Source organism: Neokomagataea tanensis, assembly GCF_006542335.1.
Classification (GTDB): domain Bacteria; phylum Pseudomonadota; class Alphaproteobacteria; order Acetobacterales; family Acetobacteraceae; genus Gluconobacter; species Gluconobacter tanensis.
In genome coordinates, this window is sequence record NZ_CP032485.1 from 1,703,536 (window position 1) to 1,728,230 (window position 24,695).

Here is a 24,695-nt window from a genome sequence, read left to right on the forward strand (position 1 = left end):
TTAGAATATGTCTTTGATCAGGTCATCGCCGATGGCGAAACCGGCACCGGCCTCTACAGAACGAGCGAACCCGGAATTAAGGAAGTTTGAGAAGAACCCGCCGCTTGACGCTTGAGGAGGCTGCTGGACCGGTGCCACAGGGGCGGGTTGCTGGGCGTAATCTTGCGGAATGAAATTTTGATTTTGAGAGGCGTTGGATAACGCCGCGTGTAGCTGCTGCAGAAGAGATGCAACCTGCTGTTGCTCCGCCTGAAACGCCAAGGCAAGCTCACGCAGATCTAGCGACCACTCGCGCGCCTGCTGGTCACCACCTTGTGCGGCTGATTGCAGTTTAGAGCCGAGGGTTTGCAAAGCTTGTGCGGATTGTTGGGATTGCTGCTGAAGCTGGCTGTAGGCCCGTTCGATTGTTTGGACGTCCATGGCCGTTTCCTCATATTTTGTGCATCGATCAGCATATCCAGCGGGTAATTGGCCAGATAGCACTTGGAAAAACGCTGTTCTGATCAATATGTTTCCTGTCAGGCAGTTTTGCCGAAGGTATGGGTGGTGTCAGAAAGAATGGCGAAAAAGACTTCTGGAAATCAGCGACTTGCTGCGATGCCGGTCATGACATCCTTCCGGCCGGAGAGGCAGGCGGCAAAACCCAAAACGCGCCGTTTGGTCGTCAAGTCTGACTATGATCCCGCGGGTGACCAACCCACAGCTATTGCCGAACTTGTAAAAGGGGTTGAGCAAGGGGAACGGGATCAGGTTTTGTTGGGGGTCACGGGTTCGGGCAAAACATTCACAATGGCAAAAGTCATTGAGGCCACGCAGAAACCGACCTTAATCCTGGCACCAAACAAGACGCTTGCGGCCCAGCTTTACGGGGAGATGAAGCAGTTCTTCCCGGATAATGCGGTCGAGTATTTTGTTTCTTATTACGACTATTACCAGCCCGAAGCTTACGTACCGCGTTCTGACACCTACATCGAAAAAGATAGTCAGATTAACGAGCAGATTGACCGAATGCGCCACGCAGCAACACAGGCGCTGCTGGAGCGCAACGATGTTGTCATTGTTGCCTCTGTGTCTTGTATTTACGGTATTGGTTCGGTTGAAACGTACTCCAAAATGGTCGTGCGCCTTGAGGTCGGCGGGCAAATAGACCGCGAAAAGCTGATCAAGGCGCTGGTTGAGCTGCAATACCGGCGCAATGACGCGGCGTTCGAGCGCGGAACGTTCCGGGTGAGGGGGGAGCAGGTCGATATTTTCCCGGTGCAGAATGAGGACCGCGCATGGCGCGTTTCTTTGTTTGGTGATGAAATCGACCAGATTATCGAATTTGATCCGCTCACGGGGAATAAAACGGCGGATCTTGCCGAGATCAGCGTCTATGCAAATTCTCACTATGTTACGCCACGCCCAACGCTGAATCAGGCAATGGTCGGTATTAAGCGGGAGCTTAAAACGCGACTGGAGCAATTTCAGGCTGAAGGAAAAGTCCTTGAAGCTGAGCGTTTGTCCCAACGGACGGCGTTTGACCTTGAAATGATTGAAACGACCGGCGTGTGCAAGGGGATCGAAAACTACTCGCGCTATCTGTCTGGGCGTGGACCGGGTGATCCGCCTCCTACACTGTTTGAGTATTTGCCCGAAGATGCTTTGCTGATCGTGGACGAAAGCCATGTAACAGTGCCGCAGATTGGCGGCATGGAACGCGGCGACAGAGCCCGCAAAACGGTCTTGTCAGATTTCGGGTTCCGCTTGCCATCCTGCATGGATAACAGGCCTTTGTCTTTCATCGAGTGGAATACATTCCGCCCGCAGACAGTGTGTGTTTCAGCGACGCCCGGCCCATGGGAAATGGAGCAAACAGGTGGTGTATTTGCGGAGCAAATCATTCGCCCTACTGGTTTGATCGACCCTGTAACAGATGTTCGCCCTGTTGAAGGACAGGTTGATGACGTTCTGCACGAAATCCGTGCGACCATAGCGAAAGGCGGGCGCATTCTGGTCACGACATTGACCAAACGGATGTCGGAAGATTTGACGGAGTATCTGGGCGAGGCAGGCGTCAAGGTGCGCTATTTGCACTCGGACGTCGATACGCTTGAGCGAATTGAGATTATTCGTGACTTAAGGCTCGGAGCGTTTGACGTATTAGTCGGGATCAACCTACTGCGTGAGGGGCTGGACATCCCCGAATGTGCACTGGTCGCTATTCTGGATGCCGATAAAGAGGGCTTTTTGCGCTCTCGCACTTCGCTCATTCAGACGATTGGCCGCGCTGCACGTAATGTCGACGGCCGGGTGCTGCTATACGCGGATAAAATGACAGACAGCCTGACCTTTGCCATTGAGGAGACCGCACGGCGTCGTGCCCGGCAGATGGCCTTTAACGAAGAGCATGGCATCACGCCTCAAACGGTTCGCTCGCGTATTGGCGATGCCATGTCGTCTGTTTTTGAGCAGGATTACGTGACGGTCGCGCCCGACCAAGCCAAAGACACGCAGGAGTTTGTCGGCAAGTCCTTACCGGAGACGATTAAGGAGCTTGAGAAGCAAATGCGCGACGCTGCGGCTAATTTGGACTTCGAGCAGGCGGCGCGCTTGCGTGATGAAGTCCGGCGTCTTGAAGCAATTGATATGGGGTTGGAGCCACCACCGATCCCAACCTCGACCGCTGGGCGCCCGGGTTATCAGAAAAACACAAAAGCATCTGGTCCCGTGCCATTAGGCCCGGGTGGTGGCGGATATGATCCCGCAAAGAAGCGGGGTGGGCAAGCGCGTAAGAAGCGCTAGTTCCGCCACTTAATCAGTACAAATGTGACGTTGGAAAAAGGTACAAACCCTCATGATCGAGCTGACTAAAGGCCTCAATACGGTAACTCTCTTTCCGGAATTGGGCGGTGCAATGGGCGTCTGGAAATTTGATGGAGAAGACGTGTTCCTGCCCGTGGGCAACCCAGACCTAAAAGCCCAGAAGGGAGAGGCAGTAGGAGCCTATCCCCTAGTCCCTTATTCCAATCGTATTGCTAATGGCCGCTTTGAGGTCGACGGGCAGACATATCAACTCGATAAGAACATGGGCGAACACCCGCACACCATCCATGGCAATGCATGGGAGCTGCCTTGGACTGTGGCGCATAAAACAGACAGCCACGCCGTCCTTGTCCTTGAGCATCGCCCGAATGTTGAAGCACGCGCGGATGAACGGCAATGGCCTTTCGCTTACCGTGCGGCTTTGATTTACCAGTTGCACAACGATGGTTTGGCTGTGGAAATGGTGGTCGAAAATTTAGATACTGTCGAGCAGCCTGTTGGGTTTGGTTTCCATCCGTTTTTAGCGGCGCAAGGGCCCGCGACACTGCGTTTTGACGCGGATGCCGCTTGGGTGACGGACGAAAACGGGCTGCCTGTCCGGCAGGAAAAAACACAAAATGAGTGGTCTTTTACTCAGCCTGTCGACGCTCATGCGCGGTTTATCGATAATTGCTTCAGCGGCTTCAAGGGCGAAGCTGAGTTGGTGCGTCCCGATGTCGGGCTGACCATACGTATTGAGGCGGACCCGGTATTTGGGCATGTGGTTGTATTTACCGCACCAGACGGCCCGTTTGTAGCGGTAGAGCCGGTAACGAATATGACAGATGCTATTAACCATCCCGAAATTGCTGGGCGTGGTCTGCACGTTCTTAAACCTGCGGGACGTGTGGGGGGTACCATGCGCTTTCGTGTTAAGCGCTCTGGGTAATCCTTCAAGCTGAAATGTAGTCGGGTTGATATACATCAAAGGTCGGTAGAGGTGAGAGGCTAAGCTGGTCTTGTCCGGCAGGGAGGTTCGTAACGTCCCCAGACGCATGTAGGGCCGCGCTACAATAAGTCGGTCTTACATTTTGGGGTGTTGCGGCTTTCTCTTGCAAAGCGGGCAACCTTGGTAAGCGCAGGAGCCATTTATGGCCGCGACAACGTTTTATATCCCTCCCGTCAACATGTCTGGTGCTGGCTGTTTGGCCGATGCTGTAAAGGCCGTAAAAGGGTACGGCTTCAAGCATGCGCTCATCGTGAGCGACGGCTTTTTGGTGAAGAGTGGCATCGTCTCTCACATCGTAGAATTGCTGCTTAGTGAGAGCATCAATAGCACTGTGTATGACGGTGTGATGCCTAACCCGACGGTTGCAAGCGTCGAAGCAGGCTTGGCCGTCGCGATGAAGGCTGCGTGTGATTTCGTTATATCTGTGGGCGGAGGGTCGCCTCACGATTGCGCCAAGGGCATTGCTCTACTGGCAACGAATGGTGGAAAAATTGAGGATTACGAAGGCGTAGACCGATCAGGTAAAGCACAATTACCTTTGGTCGCGGTGAATACTACAGCTGGCACGGCCAGCGAAATGACGCGCTTTTGCATCATTACGGATGAAGTGCGCCATGTGAAGATGGCGATAGTTGATCGGAATGTAACACCCATTCTATCCGTTAATGACCCGGCCTTGATGGTTGGGATGCCACCTCAATTGACGGCCGCTACGGGTATGGATGCTCTCACCCACGCGATTGAGGCGTATGTCTCCGTGGCTGCAACGCCAATAACGGATGCCTGTGCGTTGCAAGCCGTCAAACTTATTTCAACGCATCTGCGGGCGGCTTATAAAGACGGTCATAACATTGCTGCCCGCGAGGGAATGGCTTACGCGCAATTTTTGGCGGGCATGGCTTTTAACAACGCGTCCTTAGGGTACGTCCATGCTATGGCGCATCAGTTGGGTGGTTTTTATAATTTGGCGCACGGCGTGTGTAATGCGGTCCTGCTGCCCCATGTCCAAGCCTATAATGCCACGCAGTGCGCGGCACGGCTGAGCAATGTTGCGCAAGTGATGGGTAAGAAAACTGATGGTTTGACGGATGAGGCTGGTGCTGAGGCATGCCTTGTCGCTATCCGCCAGTTGGCCCGAGATTTGGATATCCCGTCCGGACTGGCGGAACTGGGTGTTCAACGTGAAGATATTCCGACATTAGCAGCAAATGCTCTCAAAGATGCTTGTGCGGCGACCAACCCTCGGCAAGGAACGCAGGGCGAGATTGAGGCACTGTTTGCAGCAGCGCTTTAGCGTAAGCGTGCGGATAGTCGTTTGGAAAAGCTTTACGGTTCCTCGTTCTATATTCAAAGTAGGTGAATTGTTGACGGCGCTTCTCTGTTTGGCAGAGTGGCGCCGTTAGCGTCTTTGGATGTTGCATACGCGTGGGTGAGCCAGAATGGCAGAAAAAACGGCATTATCAGATTATCTTTCTCCGCAGGGGGCGGACACCATGCGGGCAGAACTTAAAGCCCTCGCCCAAGAGGAGCGTCCTCGTGTTGTGGAGATTGTTTCATGGGCGGCGAGCAACGGAGATCGTTCTGAAAATGCAGATTACCAGTACGGAAAGCGCCGCCTGCGCGAAATTGACCGACGCCTCAGGTTTTTAACAAAACGCTTGGAGCGCGCCGTTATTGTTGACCCCGCTGCACAAACTGTGCGGGACCGCGTCTTTTTCGGAGCCGCAGTGACCTATGTCGGTGATGATGACGTTGAGCAAACAGTGACCATTCTCGGTGTTGATGAGTCGGATCTGAGCCGGGGTGAGGTTAGCTTGGTATCTCCTATTGCACGCGCTTTGATGCGAACTCGCGTGGGAGATGTTGCCCTTTTACAGACCCCTCGTGGACAAGTCGAAATCGAGGTGCTGAATATTCAATATCCAGATATGTAATATGCAGTAATTTCGAAGTGTTTTGTTGTTGGATTTCGAGAAATATATAATGAATGAGCTAATTTACACCTCGGAACTCCCCGGGTAATTATCGATAACTGCCAAGTTAAGGTGGTTCTGTTGCGCTGCTTTGGGCGGAAAGGGCGTAGTCTTGTTTGTAAAGGCTCGTTGCGCAAACTGAGCGCACAAAAACGGCCCGTGAAGAGGGTGCAGGTCCAAGTTTTTGTATTATGTGGCGGTTATGAAAGTGTTGGCACGCTGCGTTGGGTTTTGTCCCAATAGCGTAATACTAGGGTGAAAAGGCTCTCAGAGAGATTTTCATGGTTTTAGACAATTACCGTCATGCGGGTTCTGCTCTACAGTAGAGAAACAAGAAGCGCAGACATGCTGCGTTCACCACGGTTCAGGGTAATGAAAAATGGCCGCATCTCTTCGCGTCGCTGTGCAAATGGATCCGCTTGAGCATATTGATATCAACGGAGACTCGACTTTCGCTTTGATGCTTGAGGCGCAAGCGCGTGGGCATAAGCTTTGGGTTTACCCTGTTACGGAGTTGAGCCTTTCTGAGGGAAACCCGGATGACCCCGTAGGCAGATTAAGGGCACGGGCAAGGCCGGTGGAAGTGCGCCGTAAAAAAGGGGACCATGCAACATTTGGCGCGGAGGAGGTATTACCCCTTGGTGACACAGATGTTGTGCTGATGCGGCAGGACCCTCCATTCGACATGGGCTATATTACAGCCACGCATCTGCTTGAGCATGTGCACGGTGTTGGGGAGGGGCGGTCACTTGTCGTTAATGACCCGGCATCGGTGAGAAATGCTCCCGAGAAGCTGTTAGTAACGCATTTTCCGCATCTCATGCCGCCGACACTGATTGCGTGGAGCCCGAAAGATATTGAAGCGTTTCGTGCGGTGCATCATGATATTATCGTTAAGCCGCTGTTCGGGAATGGTGGCGCAGGTATTTTCCGAATCAAGCCAGGTGACGAGAACCTGAAGTCGCTGATGGAAATGCATTTTGCACGCTCTCGCGAACCCCTAATGATTCAGCGCTATGAGCCTGCTGTTCGTCAGGGTGATAAGCGGATCATTTTGGTGGATGGCATGCCGATTGGTGCTATCAACCGTGTCCCTGCGGAGGGTGAAGCACGTTCCAACATGCATGTTGGCGGCCGCGCTGTACGCGTGGATTTAACCGAGCGTGACCGTGAAATTTGTGACGCTATCGGCCCTTATCTGCGCGATAACGGTCTGATTTTCACGGGCATTGATGTCATCGGAAACTGGCTGACGGAAATCAACGTAACGTCCCCGACAGGCTTGCAGGAATTAGACCGGTTTGATGGGATCAACAGTGCCGGTCTGATCTGGGACGCAATCGAGCGCCGCTTGGGTACCTAATTACGGCTGAAGCTACTCTTTGGGCGGGGTTATTTCATCCCGCTCGAAGGGGTAAGCCTCTTTAAATTCTTCTGCTGTGGGTTTGGGAAGCTTGTCGCGCGTCAACTTGTTGTGAAGCCACGGCTTTAGATCACTTTTAAAGTAGATATAGTAGATACTAGGCCAGATAACGGCCACAAAACAGATCAGAAAGATGTTCAGCATCGTTACGCTAGCTCCTAATCTGTGGTTTTTTACAATAAAATAGAGCTGTAGACAGCCTGTAAGACACACCATGTCTTGCCAGAAGCCCCCTGACAAGGGCAGAAGAGGCCAACGAACCGCCCCCATTGCCTCTTTGTCAGTCGGACGAAGAGCGGAGACAGAAGGCTTCATCACGTATGTCCTCACCTTCATCACCACGTTCTGCGCTTGACGCTGATGCCGTGAAAGCGGCGTACCGCCGTTGGGCACGTGTTTATGATACCGTATTTGGCCGTGTTTCAGGCATGGGACGCAAGCGTGCAGTGGCTGAGGTCAATGCACTACCGGGGGAGCGCGTTCTTGAGGTTGGTGTCGGTACTGGCTTGGCTTTACCGTTCTATAATCAGAACAAACGTATCACCGGTATCGATTTGTCAGAAGATATGCTTGAGCGCGCCCGTATGCGGGTATTGCAGCAGGGCCTGACAAATATTGATGATCTGGTTGAAATGGATGCAGAAGCAACCCGTTTCGCAGATGATAGCTTTGACATTGCAGTTGCAATGTTTGTTGCCTCTGTTGTGCCACACCCTGATCGTTTGCTGAAAGAATTGAAGCGGATTGTCCGTCCGGGTGGGCATATTCTTTTTGTAAATCACTTTTTAGCGCAGGGCGGTCTGCGGCTGGCCATTGAACGCGGTACAGCTCGTGCATCGCGTTCTTTGGGGTGGAATACGGACTTTGCAATTGAGACTTTGCTGCCGCCAGAGGACTTGGCGCGGGCAAGTATTCGTCCTGTGCCGCCTATGGGGTTCTTTACACTCGTGACATTACCGCACGACGGTTCTAAATAACTTTTTGCAGCCCTGGTCGCCTGATCGGCGTTTGGCACTGACTGGAAGAGAGTCGGCGCCGAGACTTCCGACGCTCGCTGTCATTATACCTCAACGTTTGGGGTGCCTTGAAGAAGGACAGACTGCGCGATCATGTTGTTTTCGGCTCTTAAATCCCGCCCAGCTTTTTCTGTGCAAAAGCTGGGTATAGCCTACTTACTGCTGGCACTTTTCGCTGGGTTGTTGGGTGGAATTCTTGCGCTGCCGGGGGCGGGTTACGCTGCAACACCCGGAATCGCGCTCTGCCATGGCATTTTAATGTCCTTCTTCGTCGTAGTGCCTGCTGTGTTGGGTGGGTTCGGGCAGTTTTTGCTCCCGAAAGAGTTAGGATTAGAGAGCACACTCCTGCCGGGGGCATCGTTCCTTGGTTTTGCGCTGCTGTCTTCGGGCGTGGTCTTTCTACCTGTGTTGCCACTGGTATCATTGCTGTTATGGGCAGCGGGTAGCCTGTGCGTGGCGGTGGATATTATCGTAACGGCTTTGGAAGGACGTTCAGTCCGGTTCAGCGCGCTTACACCTTTCGTATGGTCTTTGCTTGCTACGGCATGCGGGATTGTCGTGACATCTCCTGTGCTCGCGGCAATGATCACGCATATGGGTGTTTCAAGCTTAAGCGCTGATGGCGGTTATGCCGTAGAACTGCCTGTGCAGGCTTTGGCACGTGTCCTGCAAACGCCTGAAGTTGCGCTAATGTTAGTGCCTGCTCTGGGTCTGATCTGCTGTCTCTTCCCCGCGAGCAAAGGGGCGTTGACGCAGCGTGTTGCGCCCCATGCTTTTGGTGTGTCGGCGGTCGCGGGTCCATTGTTTTGGACAGATAGCCTCTTTACCCCGCATTCTCTTCTGACGTTGCAGATGATTGCTTGGGGCACACAGTTGCTTCCAGCTGTTGTCATGCTCGGCGCTCTTGTCAGTGACCTGTGGGCGGCGCGCCGCGCGGTGAGCGACAAGGCTTATTGGGGCATCGGTGCGCTGGCGCTCATGACGGCAGGCTGGGGGCCTTCTTTGCTTATTGGTGCTGGTAGCCACCCTGCGGTGGCGTTCGGGAGCATCATGGCGGTTTGTGGCGGCTTTTATGCGTGGCTGGAAACAACATCAGGCGGTCGTGTCCCGGGTTGGTTGTGCCGCTCCCACGCATTAATGACGATGCTTGGGGCGCTCTGCTCGCTGGTGCCTTCTTTCGCGTTCTGGGGAGAGGGCATAATGGGGCTCAGCCTTTTAGGGTTCGTGGCTGTTGGCGTTATTCTGCTGGGCCGTGCGATGCGCCTTCAGTCCCTCAAGCGTTCGGGTGCGGCTTTATGAGCGGAGCATCTGCTTTAGGGGCGCTGCGTGACCGACCCTTCGTCGCTGTTTTAGCGGAACCCGGTGCGGAGGGGGATTCATCTCTCCGCGAGTGGTTGGCCCTTTTAAAGCCTCGTGTCATTTCGCTGGTTGTCTTCACCGGAGCAGCTGGTATGGCTGTTGCTCCGAAATGGCCGTCCATTCCGTTGGGCATCATTACAATTCTTTGTATCTGTATCGGAGCGGGTGCGGCCGGCGCGATCAATATGTGGTACGATCGTGATATTGATGCCGTGATGCGTCGCACATCGACCCGTCCTATACCTGACGGCCGAATGAGTGCTGATGGTGCTCTGCTCTACGGTGTTGTGCTGTCCGTCATATCCGTCATTATACTGGGGCTGGCAACGAATGTTCTGGCAGCAGGCATTCTGGCTTTTTCGATTTTTTTCTACAGCGTAATCTACACAATGTGGCTTAAGCGCCGCACGCCTCAAAATATAGTTATTGGGGGGGCGGCAGGTGCCTTCCCTCCGATGATTGGTTGGGCGGCATCCATGAACAGTCTATCTGTTTTGCCGGTAGCAATGTTTGCCATTGTGTTCTTGTGGACACCGCCGCATTTTTGGTCACTTTCACTCTACGCGTGTAAAGATTATGACGCTGCAGGTGTGCCGATGTTACCCGTCGTGAAGGGGGCGAGGCACACGCGTTGGCAGATATTGCTCTATACCTTCATTTTGACGGCGTGTTCTTTGGCACCATCCTTCACGCATGAATGCGGCTGGTTTTACACGGTCTCGACGGTAATGCTGGATTTGGGTTTCATCGGCTGCGCCATACGCGTTCTTCGTGACCAGCAGGATGAAAAAGGCGTGAGCCTGACAAAGGACGCGCCAGCGCGCTTTGCCTTCAGGTACTCGCTTGCTTACCTGTTCCTGCTGTTTTGTGGTCTTCTCGTCGATCGGGTTTTATTAGGATGACGCATTTGCAAGAGCAGAAGGACTGCCCCGCCTCGAGGCGTCAAAAGAGCCGGGTCATTGGCTTAATCGGCGGCGTGGTGACCTTGGTTGTCGTGCTGTATGTTATTACCTTGATCCGTCTTTAACGGATCAAGGCTTTTGCTTAAGCCGGTTTAACCGGCTTGTTGAATGGCGGATAGGATCCAGTTGCCTCTGCCATCCGCGCGGACGAAGGTCCAGAGTTCGGTAACGGTCTGCATGTCGGTCGAACTGCCGTCGATGACGTTACCAAAATTATCTGTCGTTACGTCAGTAAGGCTATAGCGCATGGCTACGGTGGCGTAGGTCAGACCATTTTCACGCCAAGCTTCTGACAGGTCGCCGCGCTGAAACTGAACGTTCGAGACGATATTGCGCGCGCCACGGCTGGCGAGTTCAGAAAGCTGCTCGTTGAAGTAACCCGCCATTTCCGGTGTACTGCGGTTGGAAAGGGCACGCATGTTTTGTGCGCTCCAAGCCGACTGGATATCCAGCAGGAGTTGCTGGAAGGCGGTATAATCTTCGTTGGTTGGCGTGTATGGAGCATTGCTCTGCGGCGCGTTAAAGGCTCCGCTATTCGGGGTGGCGCCATTGTTGGCTTTGGAACGGTTGCCGAATAAGCGCAGCAAAAAGATAATCAAGCCGCCTAAAATGAGCGCCTGCAGCAAAAACCCGAACAGGGATGTGCCGCCTGTGAAGCCACCAAAGAAGCCATGTCCGCTTAACATTCCGAAAAGACCCGCGCCGAGGAAACCTCCGGCAAAGCCTGTCATGAACGGATGGCGCGCACCAAAGGACGGACGTGCACCCATTGTATTGTAAGGGGGGACCGCAGGGCGGGCTGCGTTGAAGCCTTGGTTGGGCGTGTTAAAAGTGTTTGGGTTGGGAGAGGGCGTCATGGAGCGGTCCATGGGGCGGCTCCAGCCCGGTGTTATGTTGGTGCGAGGTGGGGCGCTCCATGTATGTGAACCACGGCTCCCAAGGGAAGACCCGCCACCGGGACGTGCGTCGGCCGCGCCAACAGCGCAAAGAAGGGCAGCGACAAGCGCGACTGAACGTAAACGGGACATATCATCCTTCCAAAGGGTCTCACTACTACTGTAACATGTAGGGAGATCATGGCAGAAAGAAAGAAGGTAGACAAAATTTTCTTATCATTTTGCCTGTTTCTTTGAGATTGTACCCGTAAAAAAGAGGCCCCCTTTGCGCTGGGGAGCCTCTAACTTATTATGCGCCCGCTAAGCTCATATTATTGATCCGAATGCTCGGCGCATTAATACCTGACCTGAACTCTAAATCATTGGCCGCAACCAATGCGGCAAACATAGACTTTAAGTTTCCAGCAATCGTTACTTCAGCAACAGGCTCTGCAATTTCACCATTACGGATCATGAAGCCTGATGCACCACGGCTATAGTCGCCAGTAAGCATGTTGATGGAAGAGCCCATGAGCTCAGTAATCAAAAAGCCTTCCCGAATGTCGGCTCTTAGGGCTTCTGGTGAGAGGCTTCCAGCGGTCAAATAGCAATTTGTTGTGCTGGGAGACGGTGGGCCAGAGGTGCCGCGACTTGCTCTTGCGTTACTCGTCAAGTTGAGTTGCCGCGCGCTGCGACTATCGAGCAGCCAATGCTGGAGCGTACCGTCTTCCACGAGGTTCAGTGCTTGTGGAAGGCAGGCTTCACCATCAAAGGGTCTGGATGCTCGGCCGCGCAGAAGGAAAGGGTCATCCTTTACGTCCATACCGTGGGGGAGGATGCGCTGATATAAAGCATCTTTGAGAAAGGATGTGCCGCGGGCTATGGCCGCGCCGTTAATGCCGGAGACGAGATGCCCAATGAGGGATGCTGCTACGCGGGGATGGTAAATAACGTCGTATGTGCCGGTGCGTGGCCGTGTTGGGTTGAGGCGCGCTAGGGCCTGCTCCGCAGCACGGTTTCCGATCAGTTGGGGGCTCTCAAGGTCATTGAAATGCGTGGCGCTGTGAAAAGCATAGTCACGCTGCATGGAGGCGCCGCTGCCCGCCAGAACGCTTGTGCTGAGGGAGTGGCTTGAGCGTTGGTACGCTCCGGTAAAGCCAGCGCTGGTCCCAAGTACAATCGTGCTGCGACCTTGCCCTGCGGACGCACCGCTGGAGTTTGTAATGCCGTTATGCGAGAGCGCGATTGATTCTGTCTCTTTGGCGCGTTCCAGCAAGGCGTCCATGCTCAGGGTTGTGGGGTCGTCTAAGTCTAGGCCTGTGGCATCGTAACGGCCTTTCAGGCAATTTTCTGCCAACCCCCGAAGCGGTCTTCCGGGACGAACTGCGCCATTGCACAGGCTTGTTCCGCCAGCTGCTCAAACGCGTCCGCGTCGAGCAGTGTGGTGGACACGCTTGCAGAGCGTTGCCCTTTGAAGACGCGTAAGCCAAGGCGCACGCTTTCTGAGCGCTCTATGCCCTCGGGTGCACCACAGCGCACCAGAGCTGAGGTGGACTCATCGCGGATGAGCAGAGCATCTGCTGCGTCAGCACCGTGGCGTTTTGCAGCATCCAAGAGCGCTTCGACGGGGGTAGTATCAATCATGCGGCAAGCTTTGTTGTGATGTCGGCAAGCGTCGGTACTTGGGCGATTGGCCCCATTGCCGTAAAGGTCGGAGTGCCGGAGAAGAGCGTTTTTGCAACGCGCAGAATATCGCCTTCTGTTACATTATCAATGCGCTCAATGGTTTCGCCTGTTGCAATAGCGCGGCCATGAATTTGAAGCTGGCGGGCGAGCTGTTCACAGCGGCTGCTTGTGCTTTCTTGAGACATCAGGAGGGATGATTTGAGCTGGGCGCGTGCGCGATTCAATTCTTCCGTAGTGAGGCCTTCTTGTAGTCGGCGCAGTTCGTGGATCATCACAGGCACAAGTTCAGCGGCTTCTTTTTCGCCTGTTCCAGCGTAAATTCCGAAAATGCCACTGTCATTAAAGGGGGATGCGAAGGAATAAACGCTATAGACCAAGCCACGCTTTTCCCGAATTTCTTGGAAAAGCCGTGAAGACATGCCCCCACCCAGAAGAGTTGAAAGGATCATGACCGGGTAGTGGTCCGGGTCTTTGTAGCTGACGGATGGGAAGCCCAACAGCAAATGCGCTTGGTCTAACTCTTTGACGGTGCGGCGGTCCCCACCCGTATAGTCAGCATGGCGCGTTTGAGGCGCATTATGCGTTGGCAGGTCAGCAAAATGAGTTTTGACGAGGGCTACCACTTCGTCGTGGTGCAGGTTGCCTGCTGCTGCAATGGTAATGTTATGTGTGGTGTAGTGCTCGTGCATATAGCCCATAAGGGTATCGCGCGTTATATTCGCGACGAGTTCTTCTGTGCCGAGCGTTGGGCGGCCCATGGGCTGATCCGCGAAAGCCTGTTCTTGGAAGTGGTCAAAAATAATATCGTCAGGCGTGTCGTTGGCTTGCCCGATTTCTTGAAGAATGACGCCGCGTTCGCGCTCGATCTCCGCTTCAAGGAAGGTGCTGTGCGTGAGGATATCGCCTATGATGTCGACCCCGAGGGCAAGGTCATCTTTCAGCAGTTTGACGTAATAAGCCGTCGTCTCTCGTGCTGTGTAAGCATTGATATACCCACCAACATTCTCGATTTCTTCTGCAATTCTGACGGCTGAACGCCGTTCAGTTCCTTTGAACGCCATGTGTTCGAGGAAGTGCGAGACACCATTATTTTCGGCTGTTTCATCACGCGTGCCGATGGAGACATATGCGCCGAATGAGACAGTTTCGACACGGTCCATCCGTTCAGTGACGATTGTCAGGCCGTTATCGAGAGTTGTGACATTAATGGTGTCGGGGAGAGAATGAGGCATTTAGTGTACTTGTAACCGAGGGAGAAAAACCCTGCATGTCGGGCTTAAAGCTGACATGCAGGAGTGAAGGCGAACTAGCGATTAATGTGAGCGCGGACTGCGTTCTGGATTGTTACCAGCTCGCTGCTCAGGCTGTCATACCGCTCAGGGCGGCTGTGCAAGTCCGCTAGATGAGGGGGTAGGTGGGCGTCAAGGCCCGTTGCTGCGTGAACTGCGGCGGGGAATTTCGCAGGGTGGGCTGTTGCCGCAGCAATCATGGGGATGCCGGGCTCTTGGAACGCACGACCTGCGGCGAGACCAATGGCTGTATGCGGGTCGGCCAGATATTGGCTTTCAGCATAGAACTGGCGCATGGCTGCGCTGGTTTCTTCGTCGTTGAGTGTTTTGCCGTTGAAGAGTGTGCGAATGCGCTCCCAAGCGTCTTGTGGGACGTTCATGCGCCCTGAGCTACGGAACTCCCGCATGATGGAGCCACAGCGTTCGGAGTCTCTGTCGAGCATTTCAAACAAAAGACGTTCGAAATTAGACGAAACCTGAATATCCATTGAGGGCGAGAGGCTTGGCTCAACCCCGCGGACGCTCATATCGTTGGTGAGCAAAAAGCGTGTGAGGATGTCGTTGCGGTTTGAACCCACGCAAAGCTGACGAATGGGCAGCCCCATCTGCTTTGCAGCCCAAGCTGCGAGCACATTACCGAAGTTCCCTGTGGGAACAGCGAACGATATTTCGCGGTCTGGCGCGCCAAGAGCCAGTGCTGAACGCACATAGTATGGGATTTGCGCGGCGATACGGGCCCAGTTAATGGAATTAACTGCCGAGAGCGAAACTTCATCCCGGAAAGATGTGTCCGCAAACATGGCCTTAACGATATCTTGGCACGTATCGAAGTCACCCTCGACCGCGATGTTCAGGATGTTATCGTCTTGTACCGTCGTCATTTGGCGGCGTTGTACGTCAGACGTTCGGCCTTTGGGGTGCAAAATGACGACTTGCAGGCGCTCACGGCCACGGCAGGCTTCAATAGCCGCGGAGCCTGTATCGCCGGATGTTGCCCCAACGATCGTGACGCGTTGGTCACGCTGTGTCAGCACATGATCAAAGAGACGACCAAGCATTTGCATGGCCATGTCTTTGAACGCGAGGGTAGGACCGTGGAACAGTTCCAAGGCGTATAGATCTTGCTCTACTTCAGCCAAAGGAACGACGGCTTTATGTGCGAAGCGTCCGTAAGCGTCGCGCGCCATAGTGCGGAGCGTGTCCCGATCAATTGCCCCAGCAGTGAAAGGGGCCATGACTTCAGCCGCGAGGTCTGCGTAGGGCAGGGCGCGCCATTCACGCAGCGTAGCAGCGTCAATTTGAGGCCAGCTCTCCGGCATGAAGAGACCGCCATCAGGGGCTAAGCCAGCGAGGAGAATATCGGCGAAGTTCGGGGCGTTGGCGCTGAGGCTACCCCGTGTCGATCGGTAACGCATGTCAGGACTGTATCACGCTGAGTTATGGCAAGGCGATGCGCAGAATATGCGGCATGTCATTTTCTATGATTTGAACGGCAATTTGAAGGGGGGCAGTTGGTTTCTGCGATGCAGGGAGGCTTGTTATCCCCTCGCTTTGTAACAGGCGCGGGTCCAAAAGTAAGGTTTGGGGAAGACGACTCGGGCCGAATGCCAATAGGGAGCCTCGGTCAATGTCGGCTGAGATGAATGTTTCGTTCGGCAAGATGGTGATTCCACCGATGCTGGTGGGGTGCCACCACTCATTGATGCCTTCAAACTGCTCTACCGGCGTAAAGTTGGGATCAGTGAAAAGGTTGGGGTCAATACGATAGAGCGGGCTGCATAAAGGGCCGTAAAAGAGCCATTTCTGGTTCGGGTCTTGAAGAAGGAAACGAACATTTCCTCCAGTGCTCGGGATGCCTTTGGCATCTACTTGCACAACGCCATGCCGACGCAACGGGCTGCGTCCGATAAGTGAGGCATCGTTTGGAAGAAAACGCTGGGCTTTGCCTGTTTTGAGCGAGAGCCCAATGATGGCTGGGGCGCCTTCATCGGCTAGGAAAGCCGTTTCACCGTGCATTTGCAATGCAGCGATATTGCTCTCAGGGCGCAGCGTACCTGTCAGCGAAAGGCGCTGTTGAACAGCTCCTTCCGCGGTGAGTTTTACGAGTTCTGGGTTACTGCCGGTCGTGACTGCCCAGATTTCTGAACCTTGAGTTGTGAGTGTTGTAAAATGCAGTGAGGCGTTTGTGCCATCAGATGTAAGGGCAACGGGAGTAGTGCTGCCATCATTGTTGACGTGGAGCAGGTTTCCATCTGCATCCAGTCCTATCCAGCGGCCATCGCTGAGTGTTTTAAGAGAGTAAGGGGCAAGGCCGGGGGACGACAGATCCTGCACAACTTTGGCAGGAAGAGGGGCCATTGGCGGGGATTTAATATCTTTTCCTGCCGCCAAAGGAGGAAAAGCCGAAGCCCCAATAAGAACGCAGGACGCAAGTATATTACGCAAATGAACAGCATGTCTCATGCGCAAAAAGATTGTCCTCTCGCCTTAATTTGGCAAGCGAAAATGCCAGATATTTCGGCTTTTTTTAAGCGAGAGACACCTCATCGGCCTTTTGCAGTTGTGCACTGGTTTTTCTGGGCTGTATGGGGCGCGGTGCAGGGTGCGGATTTGAAAGCCAAGGGGCCTGGGCGTGCTCAGTTGGGAACAGTACCGAAGCGTGCATTAGCAGGGCTGCATCTTCCGTGAGGCATTCAACAGACCAGCGGTGATCAGGCATTAATGCAGTAAAATGGCCTGCATCTGTTTTGCGTACCTCAACGGCGAAGGTGCGTGTTGTTGCGCCTTGGCGGATTGTTGCGAAGATCAGGCCTGGAGCGGAACCAGTTTTCTGTTCAAGAAACATAAGGTAATTTCCTTGGATAGCATCCTAATGTTTCTGTAGAGTGCCCTTAATTCCGTAAACAAAGTGCTAATGATTGTTGCTTAAAGTGAAATGCACGCGATTCATTACGAAAATTCAGAGACATTTTTATAATGTTTGACCAAACAGTAAATGAGCGTACGCAACATGCGCTGGAATGTCTTGCTCTCAACAACGACCAAGAAGCCTTAATAGTCTTAAGAAGTATTTTGGAGCAGAACTCAGAGCATGCAGCAGCATGGCACGCATTGGCGTGTCACGCACGGAAACATGGCAACGAAGCATCTGCTATTGCGCTTGTTGGCCGCGCTTTGCGCTGCAAGGAGATGAGCGATGAAGATAAAGCACTTTATCACATCACATTAGGCGCGGCCCTGCTTGCACAGGGGCAAGCTGAGCCCTCGAGAGCGGCTTTTGTTGTTGCTCGTGCGCTGAATGCCTGTGATCCGCGGGCGTCGGTCGGTCTGGCAGAGGCGCTTATAGCTCTTGGGCGGGTTGAAGAGGGCAGGTTAACGTTAGAATATGCGATAACTTTGGCATCTGATGATGCGCCTATTTTGACCCGCTTGGCAGAATTGCACCTGCAAACGGGATCGGTTGAGGCTGCTCTCGTTTGTTTCCGTCGCGCGCTGGAGCGGCAACCTGCTGACGGGCGCGTTTGGGCCAATTTGGGAGCGGCGCTTTATGAAGCCAGTTTAAGCGCGCCAGAATTGCTGGATGAAGCAGAGCGGGCCTTAGAGCAGGCAATAAAGCGAGGCGCGCAAACCCCTGAAACACTGAATACGCGCGCGCTGGTCCGCATGGCACTAGGGCAACTAGAGGCCGCAAAAGACGATTTTTCCAGTGCGCTTGTGAATGCGCCGCATAATGGCGTTGTCTTAAATAATTTGGCGACCGTCTTGGAAGAGCTCGGCCATACTCAAAAGGCTGAGGCTGCGTATGATGCTTTGGCACAGCGTGAGGTAGGTCGTTTGCAGGTACAAAGCATTTATAACCGTGCTGTGCTCAGGCTTGCTCAGGGGCGATATGCTGAGGGGTGGTCTGATTTTGAGGCGCGGCGACTACTGCTTCCTCAGGCGGAGGATGTGCCCCAGTGGGATGGCTCGTCAGGTGTGGAGCCTGTGGCGGTGACGGCCGAACAAGGTTTGGGTGATCAAGTCCAATTTATGCGCTACCTGAAGGAGGTCGTGCAACGGAGGCCGGTTCGTCTACGTGGGGCGTTCGCAGAATTGGCGCGTTTCATGCCCGCATTACCGCAGGAGCGCCTGTTGGAGGCTGAAGGTCCTGTCGCAGCGAATATAAGCCTTTTAAGTTTGCCAGCCGTGTTGCGGGAGGGGAAGCCCGCCCCAGTGCCTTACCTGTCTGTAAATGTGCAGCCGGAGGCTTATTGTGTTGGGGTCTGCTTTTCTGGTGGGCAAGGATACCGGTTTGACCGCCGACGGTCCGTGCCAAGGGAGCTATTGACGGTTTTGCGCGGCGTTGAAGGGGTACGTTTTGTGTCCTTGCAACGTGTGCCGCCTTGGGATGGCTGCGAACAGCCGGCCTTGGAAACGCTTGAGGATTTGCTGCGTGCCGCAGGGCGCTGCGCTTTGGTTGTTTCAGTTGATACTTTGGCGGCGCACATTGCTGGTGCGTTAGGGCGGCCGCTGTGGCTCGTGAACCGTTTTGGTGGTGACTGGCGCTGGCGCCAGAATGATTGGTATGAAAGTTGCCAGCGCATTTTCCAACCAAGAATGGCGACTGCACCGCCGCAATGCTGGCCGCCTGTATTAGACGACCTAGCCTGCGCGCTGCATGAGTGGAAACGGACTCAGCGTTAAACGGTGCTGGCCGTGGTCGTGACGGGATCAGCTTTTAAGGAGTTGAGGAGCACGGCGCGAATGTGCCGGATACGCTCTGGCTCGTGGAGTTTTTGGCCGAGGAGGTCCTTAACGTAGAACACGTCCACGGCTCTCATGCCGTAAGTCGTAATATGTGCCGAAGCAATTTGCAGTGCTTCTTTGCTTAAAGTGGCTGTGATGTCGTGCAGCAGGCCGGGGCGGTCGCGGCCATTAATTTCGATAATCGTATGCCGATCGGATGCTGCATTGTCGATAACGACGCGTGGCGGCACATGGATTGCACGCATGCGGCGTGACATACCGAAACGATGCGTCTCTTCCAAACCTTGAGCGATGTTCAAGCGCCCACAAAGCGCTTGCTCGATCAATGTATTGAGGCGGCCTAGCTGGTGCGGGTCTTCGAAGGCGCAGCCATTTCTGTCTTGTACCCAGAAAGTATCGAGCGCCATTCCATCGCTTAGAGTGTGGATGCGCGCGTCAACAATAGAGGCACCTGCGACTGCAATCGTCCCTGCAATTTGGGAGAAGAGGCCGGGATGATCGGCGCAGAGAATGGTCATTTCCGTTACCCCCCGATCAGGGATAGGGGTGGCCTCAACGGTAATGGGTGCATTGTACCGATCAGAATCGTGGACCATACGGGCATGTCGGATGTGAGTCTCAGTATCGAAGCCTAGCCAGTAGCTAGGGTAGCCTAGGTCCAGAAACTGATTGACGCTGTCTTCCGGCAGGAGAGGTAGCAGGTTCTCACGGGCCAATTGCCGTGCGTGAGCAACGCGGACGTCCTGCTCAGAGGCGGCCATCCCTCCTTCAAGCACTTCGGCCACGCGGGAGTATAATTCACGGAGCAAAGTGGCTTTCCAAGCGTTCCAGACTTTGGGGCTGACGGCCCGCATATCCGCAATGGTGAGCAGCAATAGTAATTTTAACCGCTCTGGCGATTGGATCGTATCGGCGAGGTCCAGAATGGTGCGCGGGTCGTCTATATCGCGTGTGAAGGCTGTGTGTGAGAGCAGAAGATGATGGAGCACAAGCCAGGAAACAGTATCGGTTTCCTCCGGGTCCAAGCCAAGGCGCGGACAAATATCAAGCGCGAGTTCTGCCCCAATTTCGGAGTGATCGCCACCGCGCCCTTTTGCAATGTCGTGAAGCAGGACGGAGACGTATAGAGCCTTCCGTGACCAGAGGTCACGGGTGAGTTCATAAGCCAGCGGGATTTCGTCAGCCATGCTGCCCGCTTCAATTTCACCAAGGATGCGTACAGCTTCAATTATGTGCTCATCGACGGTGTAAATATGGTAGCTGTCAAACTGCATCTGACCGACTACGCGCGACCAGTCAGGCAGCAAGTGTCCCAGCAGCCCCGTGTCATTTAGGATGGGGAGCCAGAAGGGAGAGGCTTTATCAGGCTGGTTACTTGGGGCTCTTAAAAGTTCAAGAAACAGGCGGGCCGTTTCCGGGTCATCACGCAGAGAAATAGCGTATTTTTCGTGCCGGATAAGCTGTTGCAGAGCAAGGGGGTGAACTTCGCATTCATGTCGTCGTGCGCAATCCAGCATTTGGAACATGAGGCGAGGATTTTGTGCGAAATCCATATGTGCGCCGGGGAAAAGCTTCCCGGCGATCATATTGAAGCCTTCAGGGCCTTGTTCTGTCAGGGATGTTGCCCCGGGTTGGCGCGTCTCTAAATGGGTAAGGACAATAGGTTCAAGCAGATATGTGAGGCGAAGAACGTCCCGGGCGGTGAGGAAGTAATGTCGCATAAAGCGTTCGACGCCACGTTGTCGGCCATGTGTGGCGTAACCCATTCGGCCACCGATAATGGGCTGGACGTCGAAGGTCAGTCGTTCTTCAGCACGGCCTGTAATGTAGTGCAGGTGAAGACGGACGGTCCAAAAAAAGTTCCATGCGCGGCGGGCACGGTGGGCTTCCCGGTCAGTTAAAAAACCGAGGGATACAAAAGACGGGCCGTGGGAAGGGGGAAATGCCGTCTCCTCAGCCTCGGTTGAACCCGTCAGGGGCAAAGGACAGCCCAATGCGGCGCGGCCAAGCCAGTTTAAGGTTTGAAGATCACGTAGACCGCCGCGCCCTTCTTTAAGGTTCGGCTCGACCATTGAAAAAGAGTCGCCAAGGCGTTTGTGGCGGCGACCGCGCTCTTCGATTTTGCCGTCAATGAAGCTGGCGAGGGTGCGTTCTTGTAAATCTTCGCTCAGGCGGCTGCGCAGTTGGGCTGCAAGCTCGAGATTGCCGCAAAGTGGGCGTAGATCAAGCAGTGCTGTGCGGATCGTAATGTCTGTTCCGACATCGTTCAAACAGGCGGATAGCGAGCGCGTTGCGTGGCCTACGCGCAGACCCAGATCCCATAATATGTAGAGAATAAATTCGATACGTGCCGTCGCGGCGGCGGAGGCATTTTCATCAGTCAGGAAGAGAACGTCGATATCGCTAAATGGTGCGAGTAGGCCCGCACCGTAACCACCCGTGGCGCAAAGACAAAGACGGTCTTGGGGTGTGGTGTTGGCCGTGCCTGCCCGTGCTTCAGCGAAGGCCACGAGGCCGCGAATAGCCTCATCCGTGAGGGCTGCAAGCGCATGCGCCGCGGCCACCCCGCTGATGCGACGCTTTTCAAAAGCTTCACGAATTTCGGATTGTCCCGCGCCAAGATGGCGGCGCAGCACCATAAGAATTTCATCACGCGAGATGTCGTTCTCGGCCGAGCGGAGTTCGTCCGTGTCCGGCTGTGAGCCTAATTGCTCGAGCAGCGTATACAATGGGGAGAGAAGCTGAGTGTCGCCTGTGAGGCGATGGGAGCGCGAGTCGGACAGGGTTTTTTCCGTAAGCTTATCAGCGGGAAGAGTCTGATCTTCGCCCGATTTTGTCGCGTTTTTCAAGTCTTGTCTCCGCGCGTGGCCAGTTCTTTGAGCGCATAAAGGGTCGCGAGAGCATCTCTCGGAGTAAGAGAATCCGGGTCAAGAGCGTCGAGCTTTTCGCGTAGTGCATCGGTGGGTTGTGAAATTGGCACTGCATCAAGGGGCATTTCCTCCGCTGCTGGTTCGGAGAAAGCCATGTCAAAGAGAGGCAGTGATGGGCGGCTCTGGGCGTGTTGTTGCTCCAGTGTCGTCAATAGGCGTGATGCGCGGTCAATGACATTAGATGGTACGCCTGCCAGACGCGCAACGTGTAAGCCCCAGCTTTTGCGTGCGGCTCCGGCTTTTACTTCATGCTGAAAAATCACTTTGTTGCGCCACTCGCGCACTGCCATCGTGCAGGCCTGCAAGCGGGGTAAGGCGTCTGTAAGGGCAGTCAGTTCGTGGAAATGCGTTGCAAAAATAGTGCGCGCGCCGAGGTGCCCGTGAAGGGCCTCTAAAGTGGCCCACGCAATGGCGAGGCCATCAAGCGTGGATGTGCCACGGCCAATTTCATCTACAACGACCAATGAGCGAGGGCCGGCCTGATTAAGAATCGCGGCTGCTTCGGTCATCTCGACCATGAAAGTGGATCGTCCGCGTGCCAGATCGTCTGCCCCACCCACGCGGGAGAAAAGCCGATCGACAACGCCAATTGTCGCATTTTTGGCGGGTACGGGCAGGCCAGCTTGGGCAAGGATCACAGCCAGAGCCGTTTGGCGCAGGAATGTTGATTTACCAGCCATATTCGGGCCAGTAAGGAGCATAACGCGCTGATCAGGCTCCAAGGAGCAGTTGTTGGGGATAAAGCGCGCATCTGCCGAGCCAGATTCTGCTAACGCGGCTTCCACAACGGGGTGGCGACAGGCTGTTAGCGTAAAATCTGTCCCCTCCGTCATTGTTGGGCAGCACCAGTTTCCTCCAGCCGCCAGTAGTGCGCAGGAGCGTAGGACGTCGAGTTGTGCCAACGCTGCTGCGACATCTTCCAAAGCTGGTGTTTCGAGGGCTTGTGTGCACAGCGCATCAAAGAGGGCACGCTCTTTACGAGAGGCGTTCTCGGCTGCTTCCAGAATGGCCTGATCGAGTTCGGCGAGTTCTTCTGTTGAGAAGCGCGCGAGGCTCGCCGTGCCTTGACGGAACGAGAGCGCAGGATTGTCCCTCAGCTTTGCGCCGTGCGTTGCAGGCACTTCAATGACATAGCCGAGCTGAGCATGGTGTTTGATTTTGAGGGTATTAATACCGAGCTTTGTGCTGAGCTCTCCCTGCATGGCAGCGATAACGCGCCGACTATTGTTGCGCAGAGTGCGAAAATGATCGAGCTCCGCGTCGTAACCTTCAGCGATGACGCCGCCATCATCCAATCTTGCGGGCAATTCTTCGGCCAGTGCTGAGCGAAGGCGGTTAAGTAGTCCTTCAGCCCGGCCGTAAAGAGCACCAAAAAGCTCGCGTATGGCGGTGGGGGTGGTTTCGTCGCAGAGCGGTTGTAAGGCGGCCGTTATATCGTCTGCGGCGATGAGGGCATCGCGTAGAGCGGCAAGGTCACGTGGCTGACCGCGCTGAGCGGATAGGCGCCCTAAAGCGCGCGCAATGTCAGGTGTGCGGCGAAAAATAAGCGCGAGCGTATCATTTAACGGTGTCTGCTCGTTGAGCCATAGCCAAGCTTGCTGACGTGCCGTGATGGCTGAAGCGCTCGTCAAAGGTGATGAAAGCCACTCCGCAAGTAACCGTGAACCAGCAGCAGTGGCTGTGCGGGAGACTGCTCCGAGAAGGCTGTATTTGCTCTCGCCATCACGGGTGCGAAGAATATCAAGGCTGTGGCGGGTCGCTGGGTCGATGCCGAGAACGCCGTCCAAGCCTTGTGTCGTCGGACGAGAAAGGCGCGGCAATGCGCCTGCTTGGCTCCGCTGTACGTAGCCAAGGACCATAGCGCATGCCACGATGTGTTCGGGCGTAAAATCACCTAGAGCTTCGATCTGGGCAACTTCAAATGCACGGGCAATGTGCGTGCGGGCGCTGTCGAGTGACGGAATGCCCGGGACAGGGGCTAAACGCTCTGAGTGTTCAGGTGGAATTAGATCCGGAACAGATAAAATTTCTGCCGGATCGAGCCTTGCCAACAATTCCGGCAAAGCGTCGGGCATTATGGTTGCGGTTTCGAAGGCACCCGTTGAAATATCAATCCACGCAGCGCCGAGTTGCTGCGCTTTGCTACGCTCCGGTGATGGGGCGATTGCGACGAGGAGATTGGCCCGTCCGGCTTCTAAGAGTTCATCTTCCGTTAACGTGCCGGGGGAGACAACGCGGACAATGGCACGGGGTAAGGGGCCTTTTTGCCCCTTTTGCGGAGCTTGTGTCTGCTCAGCGACGGCGACCCTAAAGCCACGGCGTATGAGGCGGGCAAGGTATGCGGGCGCGGCAGAAACTGGAACACCACACATTGGGATTGGTTCGCCATCGTGGGAGCCACGGGCCGTCAGGGCAATGTCAAGCGCATGAGCCGCAGCTTGGGCATCCGCAAAGAAGAGCTCGTAGAAGTCTCCCATACGAAAGAACAACAGTGCTTCTGGCTCTTGTTCTTTGAGGGTAAACCACTGGGCCATAGCGGGTGTTGCTTTGGCGGCTGACGACGGGGGCTTGAGGGAACCGATGGGTCCGATCTCCAAATGTGTATGAAAGGGTGCTGAATACCGATTCACAGAAGCGGTGTGA

General features: G+C 54.6%; 18 protein-coding genes and 1 pseudogene. 9 read left to right on the top strand and 10 right to left on the bottom strand.

Annotated features, from left to right (window positions below; genetic code table 11):
* Positions 1-420: a hypothetical protein gene (locus D5366_RS07780; protein ID WP_141492992.1), complete on the bottom strand. Its 420-nt coding sequence runs from the start codon at positions 418-420 to the stop codon at positions 1-3.
* A 138-nt stretch (positions 421-558) separates the two neighbouring features.
* Here D5366_RS07780 and uvrB point away from each other — a divergent pair, with 138 nt between their 5' ends.
* The 5 genes from uvrB (at position 559) to gshB (ending at position 7,129) form a co-directional block, all read left to right on the top strand.
* The gene (gene uvrB, locus D5366_RS07785) at positions 559-2,784 is read left to right on the top strand and encodes an excinuclease ABC subunit UvrB (protein WP_141492993.1); all 2,226 of its coding nucleotides are present in this window, start codon (positions 559-561) and stop codon (positions 2,782-2,784) included.
* 52 nt (positions 2,785-2,836) lie between these two features.
* Positions 2,837-3,733 (top strand): aldose 1-epimerase, encoded by an 897-nt coding sequence (locus D5366_RS07790; RefSeq protein WP_141492994.1) that lies wholly within the window; start codon positions 2,837-2,839, stop codon positions 3,731-3,733.
* Between the two features lie 202 nt (positions 3,734-3,935).
* Positions 3,936-5,087, top strand: a complete 1,152-nt coding sequence (yiaY, locus tag D5366_RS07795) for an L-threonine dehydrogenase (protein ID WP_141492995.1) — start codon at positions 3,936-3,938, stop codon at positions 5,085-5,087.
* 145 nt (positions 5,088-5,232) lie between these two features.
* Positions 5,233-5,727 (top strand): transcription elongation factor GreB, encoded by a 495-nt coding sequence (gene greB / locus D5366_RS07800; protein WP_141492996.1) that lies wholly within the window; start codon positions 5,233-5,235, stop codon positions 5,725-5,727.
* Positions 5,728-6,145: 418 nt separating this feature from the next.
* Positions 6,146-7,129, top strand: a complete 984-nt coding sequence (gshB, locus tag D5366_RS07805) for a glutathione synthase (protein ID WP_141492997.1) — start codon at positions 6,146-6,148, stop codon at positions 7,127-7,129.
* 12 nt (positions 7,130-7,141) lie between these two features.
* On the opposite strand, the gene D5366_RS07810 is transcribed toward gshB, so the two are convergent.
* Positions 7,142-7,504, bottom strand: coding sequence for a hypothetical protein (locus D5366_RS07810; RefSeq protein ID WP_141492998.1), 363 nt, complete (start codon positions 7,502-7,504; stop codon positions 7,142-7,144).
* 5 nt (positions 7,505-7,509) lie between these two features.
* On the opposite strand from D5366_RS07810, the gene D5366_RS07815 reads away from it, so the two are divergent.
* From D5366_RS07815 to D5366_RS07825, 3 genes are all read left to right on the top strand, one after another.
* Complete coding sequence (locus D5366_RS07815) at positions 7,510-8,166, top strand: class I SAM-dependent methyltransferase (protein ID WP_141492999.1); 657 nt, start codon at positions 7,510-7,512, stop codon at positions 8,164-8,166.
* Between the two features lie 132 nt (positions 8,167-8,298).
* Complete coding sequence (locus tag D5366_RS07820; RefSeq protein ID WP_141493000.1) at positions 8,299-9,504, top strand: heme-copper oxidase family protein; 1,206 nt, start codon at positions 8,299-8,301, stop codon at positions 9,502-9,504.
* A complete protein-coding gene (locus D5366_RS07825; protein WP_141493001.1) occupies positions 9,501-10,466 on the top strand; it encodes a heme o synthase in 966 nt (321 codons plus the stop codon). The genes D5366_RS07820 and D5366_RS07825 overlap by 4 nt, the downstream gene beginning before the upstream one ends.
* Positions 10,467-10,618: 152 nt before the next feature.
* On the opposite strand, the gene D5366_RS07830 is transcribed toward D5366_RS07825, so the two are convergent.
* The 6 genes and pseudogenes from D5366_RS07830 to D5366_RS07855 all read right to left on the bottom strand — a co-directional run bounded on the left by D5366_RS07830 (position 10,619) and on the right by D5366_RS07855 (position 17,221).
* Positions 10,619-11,554, bottom strand: a complete 936-nt coding sequence (locus D5366_RS07830; RefSeq protein ID WP_141493002.1) for a Tim44 domain-containing protein — start codon at positions 11,552-11,554, stop codon at positions 10,619-10,621.
* A 157-nt stretch (positions 11,555-11,711) separates the two neighbouring features.
* A pseudogene (locus tag D5366_RS07835) lies at positions 11,712-13,045 on the bottom strand (TldD/PmbA family protein).
* A complete protein-coding gene (locus D5366_RS07840) occupies positions 13,042-14,319 on the bottom strand; it encodes a M16 family metallopeptidase (RefSeq protein WP_141493003.1) in 1,278 nt (425 codons plus the stop codon). Before D5366_RS07840 ends, D5366_RS07835 begins: the two are co-directional and overlap by 4 nt.
* Positions 14,320-14,393: 74 nt before the next feature.
* Entirely contained in the window at positions 14,394-15,791 is a 1,398-nt protein-coding gene (gene thrC / locus D5366_RS07845) for a threonine synthase (protein WP_141493004.1), read from the bottom strand.
* A 22-nt stretch (positions 15,792-15,813) separates the two neighbouring features.
* Positions 15,814-16,839, bottom strand: coding sequence for a hypothetical protein (locus tag D5366_RS07850; RefSeq protein ID WP_141493005.1), 1,026 nt, complete (start codon positions 16,837-16,839; stop codon positions 15,814-15,816).
* Positions 16,840-16,903: 64 nt separating this feature from the next.
* Positions 16,904-17,221 carry a hypothetical protein gene (locus D5366_RS07855; protein ID WP_141493006.1) on the bottom strand — a complete coding sequence of 106 codons (318 nt, stop codon included), beginning with the start codon at positions 17,219-17,221 and terminating at the stop codon, positions 16,904-16,906.
* A 131-nt stretch (positions 17,222-17,352) separates the two neighbouring features.
* On the opposite strand from D5366_RS07855, the gene D5366_RS07860 reads away from it, so the two are divergent.
* Complete coding sequence (locus D5366_RS07860) at positions 17,353-19,059, top strand: tetratricopeptide repeat protein (RefSeq protein WP_141493007.1); 1,707 nt, start codon at positions 17,353-17,355, stop codon at positions 19,057-19,059.
* Here the strand turns inward: D5366_RS07860 and D5366_RS07865 are convergent.
* Together D5366_RS07865 and mutS are read right to left on the bottom strand one after the other, a co-directional pair.
* The gene (locus D5366_RS07865) at positions 19,056-21,971 is read right to left on the bottom strand and encodes a [protein-PII] uridylyltransferase (protein WP_373317499.1); all 2,916 of its coding nucleotides are present in this window, start codon (positions 21,969-21,971) and stop codon (positions 19,056-19,058) included. The genes D5366_RS07860 and D5366_RS07865 overlap by 4 nt on opposite strands.
* Complete coding sequence (gene mutS, locus D5366_RS07870) at positions 21,968-24,586, bottom strand: DNA mismatch repair protein MutS (protein ID WP_141493008.1); 2,619 nt, start codon at positions 24,584-24,586, stop codon at positions 21,968-21,970. The genes D5366_RS07865 and mutS overlap by 4 nt, the downstream gene beginning before the upstream one ends.
* Between the last annotated feature and the right edge of the window lie 109 nt (positions 24,587-24,695).

Coding starts and splice junctions, on each gene's coding strand:
- uvrB (WP_141492993.1), top strand. CDS start 559: ATGGCGAAAAAGACTTCTGGAAATCAGCGACTTGCTGCGATGCCGGTC.
- D5366_RS07840 (WP_141493003.1), bottom strand. CDS start 14,319: ATGCCTCATTCTCTCCCCGACACCATTAATGTCACAACTCTCGATAAC.
- D5366_RS07830 (WP_141493002.1), bottom strand. CDS start 11,554: ATGTCCCGTTTACGTTCAGTCGCGCTTGTCGCTGCCCTTCTTTGCGCT.
- D5366_RS07780 (WP_141492992.1), bottom strand. CDS start 420: ATGGACGTCCAAACAATCGAACGGGCCTACAGCCAGCTTCAGCAGCAA.
- D5366_RS07825 (WP_141493001.1), top strand. CDS start 9,501: ATGAGCGGAGCATCTGCTTTAGGGGCGCTGCGTGACCGACCCTTCGTC.
- mutS (WP_141493008.1), bottom strand. CDS start 24,586: ATGGCCCAGTGGTTTACCCTCAAAGAACAAGAGCCAGAAGCACTGTTG.
- D5366_RS07860 (WP_141493007.1), top strand. CDS start 17,353: ATGTTTGACCAAACAGTAAATGAGCGTACGCAACATGCGCTGGAATGT.
- D5366_RS07810 (WP_141492998.1), bottom strand. CDS start 7,504: ATGAAGCCTTCTGTCTCCGCTCTTCGTCCGACTGACAAAGAGGCAATG.
- yiaY (WP_141492995.1), top strand. CDS start 3,936: ATGGCCGCGACAACGTTTTATATCCCTCCCGTCAACATGTCTGGTGCT.
- D5366_RS07820 (WP_141493000.1), top strand. CDS start 8,299: ATGTTGTTTTCGGCTCTTAAATCCCGCCCAGCTTTTTCTGTGCAAAAG.
- D5366_RS07790 (WP_141492994.1), top strand. CDS start 2,837: ATGATCGAGCTGACTAAAGGCCTCAATACGGTAACTCTCTTTCCGGAA.
- thrC (WP_141493004.1), bottom strand. CDS start 15,791: ATGCGTTACCGATCGACACGGGGTAGCCTCAGCGCCAACGCCCCGAAC.
- gshB (WP_141492997.1), top strand. CDS start 6,146: ATGGCCGCATCTCTTCGCGTCGCTGTGCAAATGGATCCGCTTGAGCAT.
- D5366_RS07855 (WP_141493006.1), bottom strand. CDS start 17,221: ATGTTTCTTGAACAGAAAACTGGTTCCGCTCCAGGCCTGATCTTCGCA.
- D5366_RS07815 (WP_141492999.1), top strand. CDS start 7,510: ATGTCCTCACCTTCATCACCACGTTCTGCGCTTGACGCTGATGCCGTG.
- greB (WP_141492996.1), top strand. CDS start 5,233: ATGGCAGAAAAAACGGCATTATCAGATTATCTTTCTCCGCAGGGGGCG.
- D5366_RS07850 (WP_141493005.1), bottom strand. CDS start 16,839: ATGAGACATGCTGTTCATTTGCGTAATATACTTGCGTCCTGCGTTCTT.